Below are 16,245 nucleotides of genomic sequence, written 5' to 3'. Positions count from 1 at the left end.
AAAGCATGAAAACCTATCAAAAAATTTATCTTCTTTTGGTCGAGCGACAGGATTATATCAGCGGTGAAGAAATTGCTCAAGAATTGGGGGTCTCTCGGACTTCGGTTTGGAAAGCTATTCGCCAGCTGGAAATGCATGGATTGACCATCGAGGCTGCCCGCAATCGAGGTTACAAGCTGGTGGAAGGCGATTTGCTCTTGCCCGATGTGATTGCTGAGGCCTTGCAGATTCCTGTCTACATCAAGGGCGATAGCGACTCTACCCAATTAGATGCCAAACAAGGTATCGAAAGCGGTCACCCCAGCCCTGCCCTCTATCTGGCTCCCCATCAAAACAAGGCCAAGGGGCGGTTCGGGCGCCCATTTTACGCCTCAAAATCCGGTGGCATCTATATGTCTCTCAGACTATCACCCAATGTTCCCTTCTTGGAATTCAAGCCCTACACCATCTTGGTGGCAGCCGCGGTTGTGAAAGCTATCCAAGAATTGAGCGACTTGGACGTGCAAATCAAGTGGGTCAATGATATTTATCTGGGCAAGAAAAAAGTCGCTGGCATCCTGACCGAAGCCATTTCTTCCATGGAAAGTCAGACCATTACAGACGTCATCATCGGCGTTGGCATCAACGTGCATATTGATGATTTTCCAAAAGAGTTGAAAGAAACAGCAGGAAATCTCTTTGAGGACCACCCCCCCTTTACCCGCAATCAACTCATCACAGCCATCTGGCAGGCCTTCTTCCACACAGATGAGCGGGAATTGATTGCCCTCTATAAAGAAAAATCACTTGTCGTTGGCCAACAAGTGAGCTTTGTCGAAAATAATGTGACTTTCAAGGGCACAGCCATCGCCGTTACCGATACTGGAAACCTGGTCATTCAACTGGACAATGGCAAGGCCAAAATGATTTCTAGCGGAGAAATCAGCCTTTCTTCTTGGACGGACCATTAAAGAGGCGTATGAATTGCGTAACCTTATAGGCAAAATGAAGGTTGCGGATGACGATAAAGGCATAGATGCCCGCAATCAAAAAATCCCCAGCCAAAATCGAGGCATTCATAAAATAAGTCGCTAAAATCGTAGTCAATGCTAAAAATAGAAAATGTGATAGTTTCATACAATAGATTATAGCAAAAAATTCAGACAATGGCTGATTTTTGTGTCACAAACATCTTTCATGTCAAAAATCTCCAATTTGCACAGCCCGACATTGAATTTTTATAGCACAATGAAACAAAAACAGTACATTTGTGGTATAATGTATTTATGGCATATTCATTAGATTTTCGTAAAAAAGTTCTCGCATACTGTGAGAAAACAGGCAGTATTACTGAAGCATCTGTTGTTTTCGATATTTCACGCAACACCATCTATCAATGGCTAAAATTAATGGAGACTACTGGCGAGCTTCATCACCAAGTTAAGGGAACCAAACCAAGAAAAGTTGATAGAGAAAAATTAAAGAACTATCTTGAAGCTCATCCAGATGCTTTTTTGACTGAAATAGCTTCTGAATTTGGTTGTCATCCAACAGCTATTCATTACGCTCTCAAAGCTATGGGTTATACTCGAAAAAAAAGAGCTGTACCTACTATGAACAAGATCCTGAGAAAGTAAATCAGTTCCTTAAAGAATTTAATAACTTAAGTCACTTGACACCTGTTTATATTGACGAGACAGGGTTTGAGATATATTTTCATCGAGAATATGGTCGATCTTTGAAAGGTCAGTTGATCACTGGTCAGGTCTCTGGAAGAAGATTCCAGCGGATATCTTTAGTCGCAGGTCTTATAAACGGTGAGATTATAGCCCCAATGACCTACAAAGAAACCATGACTAGTGACTTTTTCGAAGCTTGGTTTAAAACATTCTTACTGCCCACTTTAGATAGACCATCTGTTATCATTATGGACAATGCAAGGTTTCATCGGATGAGTAAGCTAAAAGAGTTATGCAAGGAGCAGGGTCATAGACTTTTACCACTTCCTCCTTACTCACCTGAGTATAATCCCATTGAGAAAACATGGGCTCAAATTAAAAAATACCTCAGAAAAGTATTGCCAAATTGCGATACTTTTCTGAGGTATTTTTGTCCTGTTCTTGTTTCAATTAATTATACAACCAAGAAACTGCTCAGCTCTTTATCATGGAAAACGATAAACTTGTAAAAACCAAATCGTAAGAAGAAACAAAAATCAATCACGGCAACAAAATGATAGACTGCCTTGATTGATTTTTTTTATATAGCAGAGAAGTTCTAATCCTCCACAATTTCCACTGTGTCTGCCAAAAATCCAAATTCCTCTGGCACGGGGCTTTCTTCTTTCTCAACAGTTTGCGCCTTGGCTCCTTTGGCCTTGGCTGAAAATTCCGCCCGAATGGACAACCAATCTTCGTGGGCGATGGCCAAGATTTGCGGTGAAAATCCGGCAGCCTTGCTGAGAATATTGCCAAACATGGTATTGAGATTGTCCCGTTTCATGGTTTGTTCAGCATTAAGCGGGGACTCAAAGGCTAAAATTGCGTGATTTTCATTGGCAGCAACCGGCTGTGAACCGACTAGCAAGGCACGGTCTGCACCAGACAAACTCTCGATAATCTCGCCCCAAGCATTTTGTAGGCGGGTCAAATTTTCACGCGCCTGAGCTGGATTTTCCATGGCCTCTTGCAAAATAGCATGAACCTTACTGGTGTCTAATTTGTATTTCTTAGGTGCCTGTGGCTTGCGGGAAACCGGCTTGACTTGGACAGGCTGACTAGATAAATTAGCCAATTGTTGCTGCAAGTCTGCCACCTGCTGCTGGAGCTTGGTCAATTGCTGGGCCAAATCGTCTGGTAGCTCTGCCATTTCCCAAAAAGACGAACTATCCTCAGCCAAGCGAATGGTCATCATCTCTGCGTAAATCTTGGGCTGGGGACTGGTCTTAATGTCGCTCAAGCCCTTAGTCACCTGCTCAATCATTGCAAAAATCCGCGCTTGAGGCAGGGCCAAATTTTCCGTAAAACCTACGGTTAAGTGCGTATCCTCGCCACCGGTCTGAACCACGAGCATGTCCCGCAGATAATGGAGCAAGTCCGTCGCAAACCGGCTCATGCTCTTGCCTTGGTCGAACAAGGTCTGTAAGTGACTGAGGGCCTCTAGGCTATCTGCTTGACGAAGGCTGGTCACATAGTCATCCAGCGCCTTCAAACTGATAGAGCCTGTGATTTCCTCAGCGATAGCCAGGGTGATTTCTTGATTGGGACTGAGACTGAGAGCCTGATCGAGGATTGACAGGGCATCCCGCATCCCACCTTCTGCCCGACGGGCAATGACAGTCAGAGCTTGGCTGTCAAAGGCAAGACCTTCCTTGGTCAAAATTGCCGCCAGATGCGCCTGAATGTCGGTCACCTTGATAGACTTAAATTCAAACCGTTGAACCCGGGACAAAATGGTCGCTGGAATTTTGTGCAACTCCGTCGTTGCAAGGATAAAGACCACATTTTCGGTCGGTTCTTCCAAGGTTTTCAAGAGGGCATTAAAGGCCCCAGTCGACAGCATGTGCACCTCGTCGATAATATAGACCTTATAGGTCGCAAGGCTAGGTGCGTAGGTCGATTTGTCCCGAATATCACGAATTTCATCGACACCATTATTGGATGCCGCGTCAATCTCAATCACATCCTCCAGACTTCCTTCGGTAATGGCCCGACAGATATAGCAGTCATTGCAGGGCTCGCCATTGACTTGGTTGGGACAGTTCATGGCCTTGGCAAAAATTTTAGCAGCGGAGGTTTTTCCTGTTCCCCGAGGGCCTGAGAAAAGGTAGGCATGGCTGATTTTTTCCTGTTCGATGGCCTGCTTGAGCGTGGTCGCCACAACTTCCTGCCCAACCATTTCCTCAAAGGTCTGGCTCCGGTATTTCCGATATAAGGCTTGATACATTAGCGCTTTTCTCCAAACATAGCAAAATTCCAATTTGTCTTGTCCACTAGGAGGGCGACAAATTTCTCAAGGTATTCTTGGTCAATGGCATCATAATCCGCAACCAGTCTGGAATCCAAGTCCAAAACGCCCAAGAGCTGACTGTTTTTCACCATAGGCACCACGATTTCGGACATGGCTGCCGCATCGCAGGAGATGTAGTTAGCGTGGGTCCGGACATCGTCTACGATAATGGTCTGACGTTTCTCTGCCGATTCCCCACAGACACCCTTTCCAAGGGCAATGTGAACGCAGGATACGCCACCCTGAAATGGCCCCAAAATCAATTCCTGCCCATCATACAAGTAAAAACCTGTAAAGACAGATTGAGGCAAAGCTTGATTGAGCAGAGCCGAGGCATTGGACAAATTAGCTAGCGCATTGGTTTCTCCGTCGAGGAGGGCTTCCAATTGAGCCAGCAAGAGTTGATACTGTGCGATTTTTTCTTGATTTTTCATAGAATTATTATAGCACAGAATGAAGAACATTTATAGTTCCAAGTAAAAAAGAAAAAGGCTTGCGCCTACTTCATCACCCACAAGAGGATAGCCAGGTCAATCAGGACCCCAACTGTCCAAGCCAATTTAAAATACCATTTTTGGGTCTTGTGACGGAAACGATTGCCACCTGCCCAAGCACCCAGACCACCGCCCAGGTAAGACATCAAGAGCAGAGTCTTTTCAGAAATCCGATAGGCACCCTTTCTGGCCTTGCCCTTGTCCATACCGTAAGTCAGAAAGACCACCAGGTTCCATACTAACAACAGCATGGCCACAACTTGTTTACTGTCCATTTTTCTCTCTTTCTACTTTCGCTCAATAAAATTCAATCTGGCCGACGGTCAACCCTGCCCAAGCTCTTATTCATCGAGTTGGAATTGACATCGAAGATGATTTTCACAGAGCATTGCTACTTCAACTTTACCATACTATACTGATAGAGACAAGAAAAAAAACGATTCAGAAAATCTGAACCGTCTTTTAGATATCGTCTAAAGTATCCTGCAACCAATTCAGTTGGGCACGATTTCGAGCAATTGCTCGATTTAGAATCAAGTATCTTCCGAAATTCTCGCGAATCGCTTCCTTATCAGAAAACAGGTGATTTTTCCGATCTTCTAGATGGCGCAAATGCTTGTCAACCAGCTCAATCTGGCCTTCCAATAAAACTGGAATCCGTTTATCATTGCGGTTGCGAATGAAGAACAATTTCAAGGAGAAAATATCTTTCTGCTGTGGTGTGTCTTCATTTGGGACAGACAACCACTCATCTAAGATTTTCATTCCCTCTTCGGTCATCGCATACTGCTTTTCCTTATCGTTACCAGGTACTGGATGACAGGTAATCCATTGGTCGCTGGTCATCCGCTTCAACTCTGGATAGACTTGACTATGGGCTACTTGCCAAAATTCTCCCAAATCACGCTGGACGAACTCTGTTATTTGTTTTCCTGTTACCATACTATCACTGGAAGCCATAATCCCCAAAATGATATTGGGCAACACTCTCTGCTTCGGCATCTTAACCACGCTCTCTCAAAATACTCTCCACCTTGGTATTTATCAAGTCAATAGCCACGACATTGGAAACCCCCTCAGGGATGACAATGTCCGCATAACGTTTGGTTGGCTCGATAAATTGGTGATACATAGGTTTCACTACCGAGGTGTATTGGTCAATAATACTATCCAAACTCCGCCCGCGTTCTAACATGTCTCTCTTGATCCGACGAATAATACGAATGTCATCGTCTGTATCCACAAAAATTTTAATATCCATCAAATCGCGAAGACGCTGATCCTCAAGCACCAAGATTCCTTCTACAATAAAGACATCTTGAGGGTCTTGACGATAGGTTTTGTCAGAACGAGTGTGTTGGGTATAGTCATAAATCGGAATGTCCACTGCTCGACCTGCTAACAGTTCTCCTATATGATAAATCATGAGATCTGTGTCAAAAGCCAGTGGATGGTCGTAATTGGTTAAGATACGTTCTTCAAATGTCAGGTGAGATTGATTCTTATAGTAAGAATCATGTTCAATCATTGAAATTCGTGCATCAGGAAAATTATCCAAGATCGCGCGAGACACACTGGTCTTGCCGCCGCCCGATCCACCTGTTACGCCAATAATAATCGGTTTCTGTGTCATATCAACTCCTTCTCTTATCAATACTATTTTAACACGAAACGTGCTATAATGAAAAGAATAACACATAAAGAAATGAGATTTTATGCTTAAATTTGGAATTATTGGAACTTCATCCATTTCTCATGAATTTATTAAAGCGGCTCAAAAAAGTCAAGCCTATCAACTAAGCGCCGTCCTGTCTAGAAATATCGAGACCGCCAGAAATTTTTCTGCTCCTTATGAAAATGTAATTTTATACACAGGTATACAAGAGTTTCTGGCATCGGACTTGGACCTGGTTTATATCGCCAGCCCCAATTCCCTTCATTTTGAACAGGCCAAGGCCGTGCTGGAGGCTGGTAAACATGCCATTGTCGAAAAAACCATGGTATCACGGCCTGATGAATTGGCTAGGCTGAGACAAATAGCCAAGGAAAAAGGTATCTTTCTCTTTGAAGCGGCCCGTAATTACCAGGAAGAGGCATTTGCCATTATTCGTGACTTCCTGGCTGATCAGACTATTTTGGGTGGCTACTTTGGCTATGCCAAGTATTCATCAAAAATGCCTGAGTTGCTGGCGGGCCAGACACCCAATATCTTCTCGACAGATTTTTCAGGTGGGGCCCTCATGGATTTGGGTGTCTATACTCTCTATGCGGCTATCGGCTTGATTGGCACTCCCAAGTCTGCTCGCTACACAGCCCAGCAATTGCCGTCCAGCTTGGATTTGAACGGTAGTGGACAACTCATTTATGATGACTTCTTCGTGACCATTCAGGCTGGAAAAAATGTGACCAGTGACCTGCCAAGCGAAATCTATACAGCGGATGGTACCTTGGTCCTGGATGGTTGCCAACGGATCAGCTCTGCTATTTTCAAAAAACACGATGGTAGCCAAATTGCCCTACCTGTCCAAGTAGCTCCGCACCCCATGCTGGAGGAGGCGGTCAACTTTGCTCGGGTCATCCGGGAGCAAAACCATGAACTGGCGGACCAGTGGCTGGATGTGGCCCAGGCCGTCCACCAAACTCTTTACACCATGCGCAAGGACGCAGGAATCACCTTTAAGGCGGATACGATATGAAAACTAACTTCCCAACTAGCTGGCTGGACCAGCTGACACAGGCCGGATTTGAAGACTTCACTCCGGTTCAAACCCAGGCTTTCGAGCCTATCAAAAATGGACAGTCCCTGCTGGCTATCAGCCCAACAGGCACCGGCAAGACCCTGGCCTATCTCTGGCCTAGTTTGCTGGTCTTGACGCCCAAGAAAGCCCAACAATTGCTGATTTTAGCACCAAATACAGAACTAGCTGGACAAATTTTTGATGTCTGCAAGACCTGGTCGGAGACGATCGGCCTCACTGCCCAGCTCTTTTTGTCTGGCTCCAGTCAAAAGCGCCAGATTGAGCGACTGAAAAAAGGACCTGAAATCCTTATCGGAACGCCCGGTCGGATTTTTGAGCTCATCAAGCTGAAAAAAATCAAGTTAATGAATGTTAACACCATTATCCTGGATGAATTTGACCAGCTTTTTAGTGATTCCCAGTACCATTTCGTGGAAAAAATTATCAACTACGTCCCTCGGGACCACCAGTTGGTCTATATGAGTGCGACAGCCAAGTTTAACCGGGAAAAGATTGGTCCTGATGTGCTGACCTTGGACCTGTCCGAGAAGAAATTGGACAATATCCAGCATTGCTACATGATGGTGGACAAGCGAAATCGTCTGGAAGTCCTTCGCAAGTTTGCCAATATCCCTGATTTCCGAGCCCTTGCCTTCTTCAACAGCCTATCGGACCTGGGTGCTAGCGAGGATAAGTTGCTCTACATCGGTGCCAATGCTGTTTCGCTGGCATCTGATATCAACGTCAAGTTCCGCAAGGTTATCATCAAGCGGTTCAAAAACCATGAAATCAACCTCTTGCTGGCTACAGATATGGTAGCGCGTGGGATTGACATCGATAATCTGGAATGCGTCCTCAACTTCGAGGTTCCCTTTGACCAGGAGGCCTATACCCACCGAGCAGGTCGTACCGGTCGTATGGGCAAGGAGGGTTTGGTTATCACCCTGGTATCCAGCCCAAGCGAGCTCAAACAGTTGAAAAAATACGCCCAAGTGCAAGAAGTCATCCTGAAACAACAGGAATTGTATAAGGTCTAAGAACTAAGCTATAATAAACAGATACTCCCTAGCCAGATTTGATTTACTCCCCATATAGTGGACAATGAAATAATAAAAGATTAGGCGACGGCCTTGTTCCTCATTTCAAGAGGGCCAAGGCCGTTGTTGCGCTCTTGAACACGTTGATGATTGTAAAAATAGATGTAGGCATCAATATCTGAAACTAGCTCCTCAAAAGTCTTATATTTCTTCAAATCATGCACTCCGTCTTAAAGTGCCCAAAGAAACTCTCAATTGGTGCATTGTCAATACACTTACCAACACGAGATATGGAGCGGGACATCTGATACTGGGTAGTTAAACGGTAATAATCTTTCGAAGTATACTGCGAACCTCGGTCGCTGTGAATCAATGGTGTCGCTTCAGTATTAGCTTTTCGGGCTTTACGAAGTGTTTCTAATACAAATTCATTATAATAAAATGAAACAAAAGTAGTACATTTGTGGTATAATGTATTTATGGCATATTCATTAGATTTTCGTAAAAAAGTTCTCGCATACTGTGAGAAAACCGGCAGTATTACTGAAGCATCTGTTGTTTTCGATATTTCACGCAACACCATCTATCAATGGCTAAAATTAATGGAGACTACTGGCGAGCTTCATCACCAAGTTAAGGGAACCAAACCTAGAAAAATTGATAGAGAAAAATTAAAGAACTATCTTGAAGCTCATCCAGATGCTTTTTTGACTGAAATAGCTTCTGAATTTGGCTGTCATCCAACAGCTATTCATTACGCTCTCAAAGCTATGGGATATACTCGAAAAAAAGAGCTGTACCTACTATGAACAAGACCCTGAGAAAGTAAATCAGTTCCTTAAAGAATTTAATAACTTAAGTCACCTGACACCTGTTTATATTGATGAGACAGGGTTTGAAACATATTTTCATCGAGAATATGGTCGCTCTTTGAAAGGTCAGTTAATCACAGGTCAGGTCGCTGGAAGAAGATTCCAGCGGATATCTTTAGTCGCAGGTCTTATAAACGGTGAGATTATAGCCCCAATGACCTACAAAGAAACCATGACTAGTGACTTTTTCGAAGCTTGGTTTAAAACATTCTTACTACCCACTTTAGATAGACCATCTCTTATCATTATGGACAATGCAAGGTTTCATAGGATGAGTAAGCTAAAAGAGTTATGCAAGGAGCAGGGGCATAGACTTTTACCACTTCCTCCTTACTCACCTGAGTATAATCCCATTGAGAAAACATGGGCTCAAATGAAAAAATACCTCAGAAAAGTATTGCCAAATTGCGATACTTTTCTGAGGTATTTTTGTCCTGTTCTTGTTTCAATTAACTATATCATTAAACTGACCGACCACATAAGCGACAATTGAGCCGTCGTAGAGGTCCTTAATAGCACTCAAATAGGCCTTACAACTGATACCGTACTTCAAGAAAGTCACATCTGTACACCATTTCTGGTTGGGGGCAGTAGCTGTAAAATCACGATTGAGAATGTTGTCTTCTACATTGACAAAACTGGTCTTGGTACAGTAGCCCTTAGCTCTTCTGATAATGGAACGAATGCCTAAAATGTGCATCAATCGTCGAATACGTTTCTTGTTGTAGCTGGTTCCAAGCTTGCGATTGACAAATAGCGTCATACGACGATAACCAAGAATACCATTATGTTGGCTATGAAGTTCCTTGATGACATTCATCAATCCTAAATTTTCCTGTTCAGAAGCTGTTTCCTGATGTTGTAACCACTTATTGTAGCCTGAGCGAGATACCTTTAGAATACGGCACAAGTGGCTGATAGAAGCCTCTTCCTGTTCATCCGCATATTCTTTAATCGCTTGGAAGGATTCCAGGTGGCGACCTAGTCTTACCATTGGTTTCGTCGCTTGATTTCTTCTAACTTTTTTAGCAGGCCGTTCTCCATTTCAAGATACTTAATCCGTTCTTCCTGTTGCTTGATTTTTAGACGTAACTCTTCTTCCGAAGTCAGATTAGGCTTGCTTTCCAAACCTTTTCCACGACGGTCGAGGAGGCCGTTAGAACCGTCCTTCTCAAACTTTCTGACCCACGAATAGACCTGTTGGTAGGAAACCCCATACTTCTCAACAGCCCCTTGGTAATCTTTCTCGTGGGCAAGGGTAAAATTGACAATCTCAACCCGTTCGTCAAATGTTGTCTTGCGTCCTTGTTTCATGCGACTCATTCCTCTACTAGTAGCTTTCAATTCTTTACCACTAGTATAACTTTTTATCCATGATCTGAGAACACGAGGGTCAGAAATTCCATATTTTTTGGTCAGATCTTTGAGACTTCCCAAACCATCAAGATAGTCGGAAACAGCTTGTTCCTTTAGTTCCTTACTATACTTCATCCAGCGACGGCTTTCCTCTAGCCCCTCAATACCAGTTTCTTTGTACTTCCGAACCCAGTTCGATAGGGTGTCTTTAAACACACCATGGTGCCTAGCTAACCAGCTAAGTGATTTCCCAGCTTCCAAGTGGAGTAAAACAATTTCTAGTTTCTCAGATACAGATTTTGGACTTTTTTTTGGACATAATAAAACTCCCCTTATAGTTTCTAGTGAAAATTTTTGTTTTTTCACTGTCCACTATATGGGGAGTATATCATGGTGAACATAGGTTAGATATGATCTTATTTAAGCGCCGGGTCCGGCATCAAATTGATTGTAATAAATCAATTGAGGATTTAGTTCTTGCCCCAGTAATTCACTAGAAGTCACCAACTTGAAGCCTTGGCTCGCAAAATACTGGAGCGTTGGTTCGACACTTTCTACACTGGTAGGATGGATATCGTGGAGCAAAACGATAGATCCAGGAATCGTATTGGCCTTAATGGTTTCCAGAATGACCGCAGGATTCCGGCTGGACCAGTCATTGGAATCCACTGACCAATAGATAATGGGCATATTAATGATATTCATGGTCGCTTGATTGACTGCTCCGTACGGCGGCCGCATGAGCTTGGGCTTGTAGCCCAGAATCTTTTCCAGAGCAGCCTGGGTGTCACCAACTTCTGACTGAACAGCCTCTGGACTGATGCCTGTTAACTTCGGATGGTTCCAGGTATGGTTACCAATTTCATGACCTTCTGCCACCATTCGCTGGATAATATCCTCATTACCAGCAATATTTTTTCCTAAAATAAAGAATGTTGCCTTAACATTGTATTTCTTCAAAATATCCAAAATCTTTGGTGTCGTCTGGCGGTTGGGACCGTCGTCAAAGGTCAGAGCAATCCGTTTTTGATTGGCCAATTCTTCTTTTTCCTTTTGGTACTTGTCGTAGTTTTCCTGATCTGTGACTGTCAAATGCTGGCCGGACAAGCAATCATAGAGCTCTGAGATGGAAATGGCTAGGGTCTCCACTTGATAGCCTTCTGGCAGGTTTAACAGAAACTGACTCTCTCGGTAGCTGAAGGATAGATTTTCCACCTCTTCCTGGCCAAATTTCTGGAGAAGCTGGTCGATTTCTGCCTGCTCCATGCCTTGACTAGCCAATTCTCTCTGCAGGTGAGATGAGACAATGGCACGAAAAACTCCCTGGTCCTCAACCAAATGTTTCAAACTAAAGACCTCTTGCTCCGCTGTCAGTAAAATTTGCTCCACATCCTGTTTTTTCTGAGAAACCAACTTGGTTCCCCGTACCTTGTAAGGCCTTGTTCGAATCCGATAAGCTATGATGTCTTTGTACTCAGAGTTTTCCTTATCCACACTGAAAAAATGCAGTCCTGTCGTTCTAGATTGAGGCCCTTCCTGGCCGAATTGCTTTTTCACCAGTCCTAGGACCTCCTTCTGAATCACCGAAATCGGATTCCCAGCTTCATCTTCTGGAATGGCAACTTGAACAAATTCTGAACCGATTTTCCCAGCCTGACGATAGACATTGCTTTCCTTGGAATAGTTTAATTTTAGCTGTTTGACGTCATCTCTCAAGGCCTGTTCCTGGTATTTTCCATAAGCAAAGACCAACATGCCAAGGCACACTAAAAAAAGAATGCTATTGACAACCAACAGCGCAACATTTTGTTTTCTCATACAAGTAAATCTCTTTCATAGATATATATAACTATCATAGTATAAAAACGACTTTTTTTCAATCAATATTCGGTTTCTGAAAACAGTTACATAAAATAAAAAAGAGCCGAACTTTTTCGACTCCTTTTCATCTCTTAGTCTGCGCGGATAACTTCCACACGGTAGCCATCTGGATCCGTTACAAAATAGTATCGTCCTGGATTGCCTGGTAGTCCACTGAGGTCTGTCGTTGGATAGCCAAGCGCCTTGTGCTTAGCATTGTCCCCTTCCAAATCATCTGAAGAGAGAGCCAGGTGTGAAAAACCATCCCCAACCACATAAGGACCATGATCGTAATTATAAGTCAATTCAATCTCAAACTCATCACCTGGAAGTGCCAAATACACCAAGGTAAACTTGTGGTCCGGATAATCCTTACGACGGGTTTCTTTAAATCCAAAGGCTTCTTCGTAGAACTTTTGAGAAGCTTCTAAGTTTTCAACACGCAAACAAGCGTGCAACATTTTTTTACTTGCCATGTTAGACTCCTTTTATTTGATACTTAAATTCTATCATAAAATACATGAAAAATCTGATATCTGATATGAAAAGTGGACCATCACAAGGACGGTCCACCTTATATAGTTGATGCTCAATTCCTATTGCCCCTGAGACCAATGGTCATGAACACTCCCTATCAACTATGTTTTCTTTTGCGAGCTACAAATCCTAGAAGACCCAGACCTGTCAGACCAATAAGAGCAAGGCCTGATTGACTATCTCCGGTATTTGGCAAGCTAGCAGATTCTGATTGAGTTGCTGAAGCTGGGCTTACTGACCCAGTTGGAACTGGGAGTTCAGAAGTTGAAACCGGTTCTGGACTAGCTACTGTTGAAGTAGTAACAGGCGCAGCTGGTACTTTGAACTCAAAGGCTGGCAGATAGTGATAAGCTGGTTCCCTTTTTCCGTTACCAATTCGTCTTCAGCAATTGGGTAAGAAGCTGGATCTGCATAGTCTGTACCTACTAGAAGTTCTGCTTCATTGCTGAATCCATCTTGACTAATTTCAAGGCTCAATCCAGTAATATTTCCATTACCAGCGTTATCACAAGGACGATAAATTAGGTGATCGACAGCTGTACTTTCTCCCAAATCAATAACTAGACTTGACGGAACAGCACGATTATTGTTCCAATCACTATGGTAAAGTGTATTATCATCATCATCGTAAAGATTGGTTAATGGTTCATTTGCTTGTTCTGCCGTGCTTGCAGTTGCATTGACAATTGCTACTTTCAAGCTTGGCTCTTTAGCAATTGTATCGGTTTCGAGAACCTCAGATGCTTCTGAAGAACCTAGTGGATTACGGGCTGTCACACGGAATCGATAACTTGTAGTTGGCAAAAGACTGTGCACATCAAAGTGAGCATTTTCTGTCCGACCAATCGCAACCGAAGCCATACCGACAGTAAAACGTCGAATAGAAAAACGTTGCCGCTTATCAAATAGTTGCTTTGAAATTTATTCATTTAACATAGACCTCTCTTTTTTATTATATTAATTATATTGTGTTCACTTTTGATGCATCCTCCTAAACCTACATCATCCATATTGGAACGCTTACAAAAAGAGTCTTTCATTGAATGATTTTAATCACAAGCATTTTGTGGATATATCCACTTGATAATTTATTGATATACGAATTCAGTTGTCATACAAACATAGTTATAAGTTGTGATAATTCTATCCGAGCATCAAAAAACACCTAGACCGAAGTCCAGGTGTCCAACCAATTACGCTTCCAAGTAGTACTCTTTCACGATGTTGAGGTTTTCGTCCAATTCGAACACAAGTGGTGGGAAGTTAGGGATTTCCACATCCATGATTTCATCGTCAGACAGTTGCTTGATGTGTTTTACAAGGGCACGGATAGAGTTACCGTGTGCACCTACGAAGACATTTTTGCCATCTTTCAAGGCTGGAGCAATCTTGTCTTCCCAGAATGGAAGAGCGCGCTCAAGCGTTACTTTTAAGTTTTCAGCATCTGGGATAACTGAGCCATCAAGGTGAGCATAACGACGGTCAGTGTGTGCTGAATGCTCATCGTCTTTTGCCATTTCTGGTGGCAATACATCGTATGAACGACGCCAGATGTGTACTTGCTCATCACCATATTCAGCAGCAGCTTCAGCCTTGTTTTTACCTGTTAAACCACCGTAGTGACGCTCGTTCAAACGCCATGATTTTTCAACTGGTACCCACAATTGATCTGCAGCTTCAAGAGCCAAGTTTGTTGTCTTGATCGCACGTTTCAATACTGAAGTGAAGGCCAAGTCAAACTCGATACCAGCTTCTTTGATCAATTTACCAGCGTCGATTGCTTGTTGTGTACCTTTGTCAGACAAATCAACATCAGCCCAACCAGTGAAAAGGTTAGCTTTGTTCCATTCAGACTCACCATGGCGAGCAAAAACCAATTTTACCATTATATGGATTCTCCTTTTTATTTTGAGGTTTCCCTCTTATACTTCTCTATTTTACACGAATTGCGTAAAAAATGCTAGTTTTTCCACAAGCTGTTTACGCTTTCATTATTTTTTCTTGAAAATTCAGCCCTCAGACCTATCCTTCTTCTTATCCATTATGCCAAAAACATGATATAATAGTTAGGCTGAACACGACAGATCCAAGAGGAGATTCCGCACTCTAGAAATGTCGGACTTTTTTATCCTTTGCGAACTGAACAATAATAATGAACACGGAGTACTCATGAATAAAGTAGCTATCGTGTCTGCCTACCGCTCTGCAATTGGCAGTTTCGGAGGTAGTCTAAAAGATATAGAAATCGCCGACTTGGGAGCCCAGGTTCTCAAGCAGGCGCTAGAGAAAAAGAATATCCCAGCTGAGAGCATTGGCGAGGTCATCTTTGGCAATGTCCTTTCTGCTGGTCAGGGGCAAAATATTGCCCGCCAAATTGCTGTCAAAGCAGGACTTCCTCAAGAAACTTCTGCTTATTCGGTTAATAAGATCTGCGGTTCCGGTCTCAAATCCGTCTTGCTCGCAACCCAGTCTATCATGCTAGGCGACAATGACGTCGTCGTTGCAGGTGGTATTGAAATCATGAGCCAAGCACCCTACCTGTCGAAGCACAGCCGATTCGGTGCTAAATTCGGACACTTGGAATTAGAAGATTCTATGCTGACCGACGGTCTGACGGATGCTTTTGAGGGCTACCACATGGGCATTACCGCTGAGAATGTTGCAGAGCGGTATCAGGTCACTCGTGAAGAACAGGACGCCTTCGCCTTTGCCAGCCAAGAAAAAGCTGCTCAGGCTATTGCCCAAGGCACATTCGTAGATGAAATTGTCCCAATTAGCCTACAAACCCGCAAGGGAGAAGTCATATTTGACACAGATGAATACCCACGATTGACCCCACTTGATAAATTAGCAACACTCCGCCCTTCTTTCAAAAAAGATGGTACGGTGACTGCTGCCAATGCCTCAGGTATCAATGACGGCTGTGCAGTTCTCGTTCTCATGTCAGAAGAGAAGGCTAAGGAGTTGAATGTCCAGCCTCTAGCCTTCATCGAGGCCTATGCGACTAGCGGATTGGACCCAGCCTACATGGGCTTGGGACCAATTCCAGCTAGCCAGAAAGCTCTACAAAAACTCGGAAAAACAGTGGACGACATTGATTTGTTTGAAATCAATGAGGCCTTCGCTGCCCAGTCCATTCCTGTTGTCAAGGAATTGGGCATCCCAGCAGATAAGGTCAACGTCAACGGAGGTGCAATCGCACTCGGACACCCTATCGGTGCCAGCGGTAGCCGCATCCTGGTGACGCTGATCCACGAACTAGAAAAACGCAATGGAAAACTAGGCCTCTGCTCACTCTGTATCGGAGGCGGTCAGGGAATTTCCCTCATCATTTCCAAGGCGACCACAAGATAAATCACTTGTA

General features: G+C 43.6%; 15 protein-coding genes and 4 pseudogenes. 6 read left to right on the top strand and 13 right to left on the bottom strand.

Going from position 1 to position 16,245, the window contains the following annotated elements:
- Positions 1-5: 5 nt before the first annotated feature.
- Positions 6-950 (top strand): bifunctional biotin--[acetyl-CoA-carboxylase] ligase/biotin operon repressor BirA, encoded by a 945-nt coding sequence (gene birA, locus ACVC7T_RS04940; protein ID WP_105161280.1) that lies wholly within the window; start codon positions 6-8, stop codon positions 948-950.
- Here birA and ACVC7T_RS04935 read toward each other — a convergent pair.
- Positions 922-1,116, bottom strand: a complete 195-nt coding sequence (locus tag ACVC7T_RS04935) for a DUF3272 family protein (protein WP_105123476.1) — start codon at positions 1,114-1,116, stop codon at positions 922-924. The genes birA and ACVC7T_RS04935 overlap by 29 nt on opposite strands.
- Before the next feature lie 149 nt (positions 1,117-1,265).
- On the opposite strand from ACVC7T_RS04935, the pseudogene ACVC7T_RS04930 reads away from it, so the two are divergent.
- Positions 1,266-2,112, top strand: a pseudogene (locus tag ACVC7T_RS04930) (IS630 family transposase).
- A gap of 144 nt (positions 2,113-2,256) precedes the next feature.
- On the opposite strand, the gene dnaX reads toward ACVC7T_RS04930, so the two are convergent.
- The 5 genes from dnaX to udk form a co-directional block, all read right to left on the bottom strand.
- A complete protein-coding gene (gene dnaX, locus ACVC7T_RS04925; protein WP_105137415.1) occupies positions 2,257-3,924 on the bottom strand; it encodes a DNA polymerase III subunit gamma/tau in 1,668 nt (555 codons plus the stop codon).
- Positions 3,924-4,421, bottom strand: a complete 498-nt coding sequence (locus ACVC7T_RS04920) for a GAF domain-containing protein (RefSeq protein ID WP_105123559.1) — start codon at positions 4,419-4,421, stop codon at positions 3,924-3,926. The genes dnaX and ACVC7T_RS04920 overlap by 1 nt, the downstream gene beginning before the upstream one ends.
- A gap of 65 nt (positions 4,422-4,486) precedes the next feature.
- The gene (locus tag ACVC7T_RS04915; RefSeq protein WP_105111262.1) at positions 4,487-4,756 is read right to left on the bottom strand and encodes a DUF1294 domain-containing protein; all 270 of its coding nucleotides are present in this window, start codon (positions 4,754-4,756) and stop codon (positions 4,487-4,489) included.
- Positions 4,757-4,943: 187 nt separating this feature from the next.
- On the bottom strand, positions 4,944-5,483 hold the full coding sequence (locus ACVC7T_RS04910) for a PadR family transcriptional regulator (protein WP_105111261.1): 540 nt from the start codon (positions 5,481-5,483) through the stop codon (positions 4,944-4,946).
- A 1-nt stretch (position 5,484) separates the two neighbouring features.
- A complete protein-coding gene (gene udk / locus ACVC7T_RS04905; protein ID WP_105123473.1) occupies positions 5,485-6,114 on the bottom strand; it encodes a uridine kinase in 630 nt (209 codons plus the stop codon).
- A gap of 82 nt (positions 6,115-6,196) precedes the next feature.
- On the opposite strand from udk, the gene ACVC7T_RS04900 reads away from it, so the two are divergent.
- Together ACVC7T_RS04900 and ACVC7T_RS04895 are read left to right on the top strand one after the other, a co-directional pair.
- Entirely contained in the window at positions 6,197-7,177 is a 981-nt protein-coding gene (locus ACVC7T_RS04900; protein ID WP_447262563.1) for a Gfo/Idh/MocA family protein, read from the top strand.
- Positions 7,174-8,256, top strand: coding sequence for a DEAD/DEAH box helicase (locus tag ACVC7T_RS04895; RefSeq protein ID WP_394732086.1), 1,083 nt, complete (start codon positions 7,174-7,176; stop codon positions 8,254-8,256). The genes ACVC7T_RS04900 and ACVC7T_RS04895 overlap by 4 nt, the downstream gene beginning before the upstream one ends.
- A gap of 80 nt (positions 8,257-8,336) precedes the next feature.
- Here the strand turns inward: ACVC7T_RS04895 and ACVC7T_RS04890 are convergent.
- Positions 8,337-8,698, bottom strand: a pseudogene (locus ACVC7T_RS04890) (transposase); the annotation flags it as partial.
- A 37-nt stretch (positions 8,699-8,735) separates the two neighbouring features.
- Here ACVC7T_RS04890 and ACVC7T_RS04885 point away from each other — a divergent pair.
- A pseudogene (locus ACVC7T_RS04885) lies at positions 8,736-9,581 on the top strand (IS630 family transposase).
- Positions 9,582-9,585: 4 nt separating this feature from the next.
- Here ACVC7T_RS04885 and ACVC7T_RS04880 read toward each other — a convergent pair.
- The 6 genes and pseudogenes from ACVC7T_RS04880 to ACVC7T_RS04855 all read right to left on the bottom strand — a co-directional run.
- Positions 9,586-10,820: pseudogene (locus ACVC7T_RS04880) on the bottom strand (IS3 family transposase); the annotation flags it as partial.
- A gap of 84 nt (positions 10,821-10,904) precedes the next feature.
- Positions 10,905-12,302, bottom strand: a complete 1,398-nt coding sequence (locus tag ACVC7T_RS04875; protein ID WP_105161276.1) for a polysaccharide deacetylase family protein — start codon at positions 12,300-12,302, stop codon at positions 10,905-10,907.
- Positions 12,303-12,436: 134 nt separating this feature from the next.
- Positions 12,437-12,820 carry a lactoylglutathione lyase gene (gene gloA, locus ACVC7T_RS04870; RefSeq protein ID WP_105111248.1) on the bottom strand — a complete coding sequence of 128 codons (384 nt, stop codon included), beginning with the start codon at positions 12,818-12,820 and terminating at the stop codon, positions 12,437-12,439.
- Positions 12,821-12,978: 158 nt separating this feature from the next.
- On the bottom strand, positions 12,979-13,221 hold the full coding sequence (locus tag ACVC7T_RS04865; protein ID WP_394732090.1) for an LPXTG cell wall anchor domain-containing protein: 243 nt from the start codon (positions 13,219-13,221) through the stop codon (positions 12,979-12,981).
- A complete protein-coding gene (locus tag ACVC7T_RS04860; protein ID WP_269089479.1) occupies positions 13,167-13,802 on the bottom strand; it encodes a discoidin domain-containing protein in 636 nt (211 codons plus the stop codon). Before ACVC7T_RS04860 ends, ACVC7T_RS04865 begins: the two co-directional genes overlap by 55 nt.
- A 272-nt stretch (positions 13,803-14,074) precedes the next feature.
- On the bottom strand, positions 14,075-14,767 hold the full coding sequence (locus ACVC7T_RS04855) for a phosphoglycerate mutase (RefSeq protein WP_105161274.1): 693 nt from the start codon (positions 14,765-14,767) through the stop codon (positions 14,075-14,077).
- A gap of 283 nt (positions 14,768-15,050) precedes the next feature.
- Here ACVC7T_RS04855 and ACVC7T_RS04850 point away from each other — a divergent pair, with 283 nt between their 5' ends.
- Positions 15,051-16,235 carry an acetyl-CoA C-acetyltransferase gene (locus ACVC7T_RS04850; protein WP_447262562.1) on the top strand — a complete coding sequence of 395 codons (1,185 nt, stop codon included), beginning with the start codon at positions 15,051-15,053 and terminating at the stop codon, positions 16,233-16,235.
- Positions 16,236-16,245 lie beyond the last annotated feature (10 nt).

The organism is Streptococcus sp. P25B114 (assembly GCF_053010325.1).
Note: the sequence above shows the minus strand (reverse complement) of the source record. Positions and strands in the feature narration are given on the sequence as shown.

Excerpts from the sequence above, each read along its gene's own strand:
- birA (WP_105161280.1), top strand. The coding sequence starts at position 6 with ATGAAAACCTATCAAAAAATTTATCTTCTTTTGGTCGAGCGACAGGAT.
- ACVC7T_RS04935 (WP_105123476.1), bottom strand. The coding sequence starts at position 1,116 with ATGAAACTATCACATTTTCTATTTTTAGCATTGACTACGATTTTAGCG.
- dnaX (WP_105137415.1), bottom strand. The coding sequence starts at position 3,924 with ATGTATCAAGCCTTATATCGGAAATACCGGAGCCAGACCTTTGAGGAA.
- ACVC7T_RS04920 (WP_105123559.1), bottom strand. The coding sequence starts at position 4,421 with ATGAAAAATCAAGAAAAAATCGCACAGTATCAACTCTTGCTGGCTCAA.
- ACVC7T_RS04915 (WP_105111262.1), bottom strand. The coding sequence starts at position 4,756 with ATGGACAGTAAACAAGTTGTGGCCATGCTGTTGTTAGTATGGAACCTG.
- ACVC7T_RS04910 (WP_105111261.1), bottom strand. The coding sequence starts at position 5,483 with ATGCCGAAGCAGAGAGTGTTGCCCAATATCATTTTGGGGATTATGGCT.
- udk (WP_105123473.1), bottom strand. The coding sequence starts at position 6,114 with ATGACACAGAAACCGATTATTATTGGCGTAACAGGTGGATCGGGCGGC.
- ACVC7T_RS04900 (WP_447262563.1), top strand. The coding sequence starts at position 6,197 with ATGCTTAAATTTGGAATTATTGGAACTTCATCCATTTCTCATGAATTT.
- ACVC7T_RS04895 (WP_394732086.1), top strand. The coding sequence starts at position 7,174 with ATGAAAACTAACTTCCCAACTAGCTGGCTGGACCAGCTGACACAGGCC.
- ACVC7T_RS04875 (WP_105161276.1), bottom strand. The coding sequence starts at position 12,302 with ATGAGAAAACAAAATGTTGCGCTGTTGGTTGTCAATAGCATTCTTTTT.
- gloA (WP_105111248.1), bottom strand. The coding sequence starts at position 12,820 with ATGGCAAGTAAAAAAATGTTGCACGCTTGTTTGCGTGTTGAAAACTTA.
- ACVC7T_RS04855 (WP_105161274.1), bottom strand. The coding sequence starts at position 14,767 with ATGGTAAAATTGGTTTTTGCTCGCCATGGTGAGTCTGAATGGAACAAA.
- ACVC7T_RS04850 (WP_447262562.1), top strand. The coding sequence starts at position 15,051 with ATGAATAAAGTAGCTATCGTGTCTGCCTACCGCTCTGCAATTGGCAGT.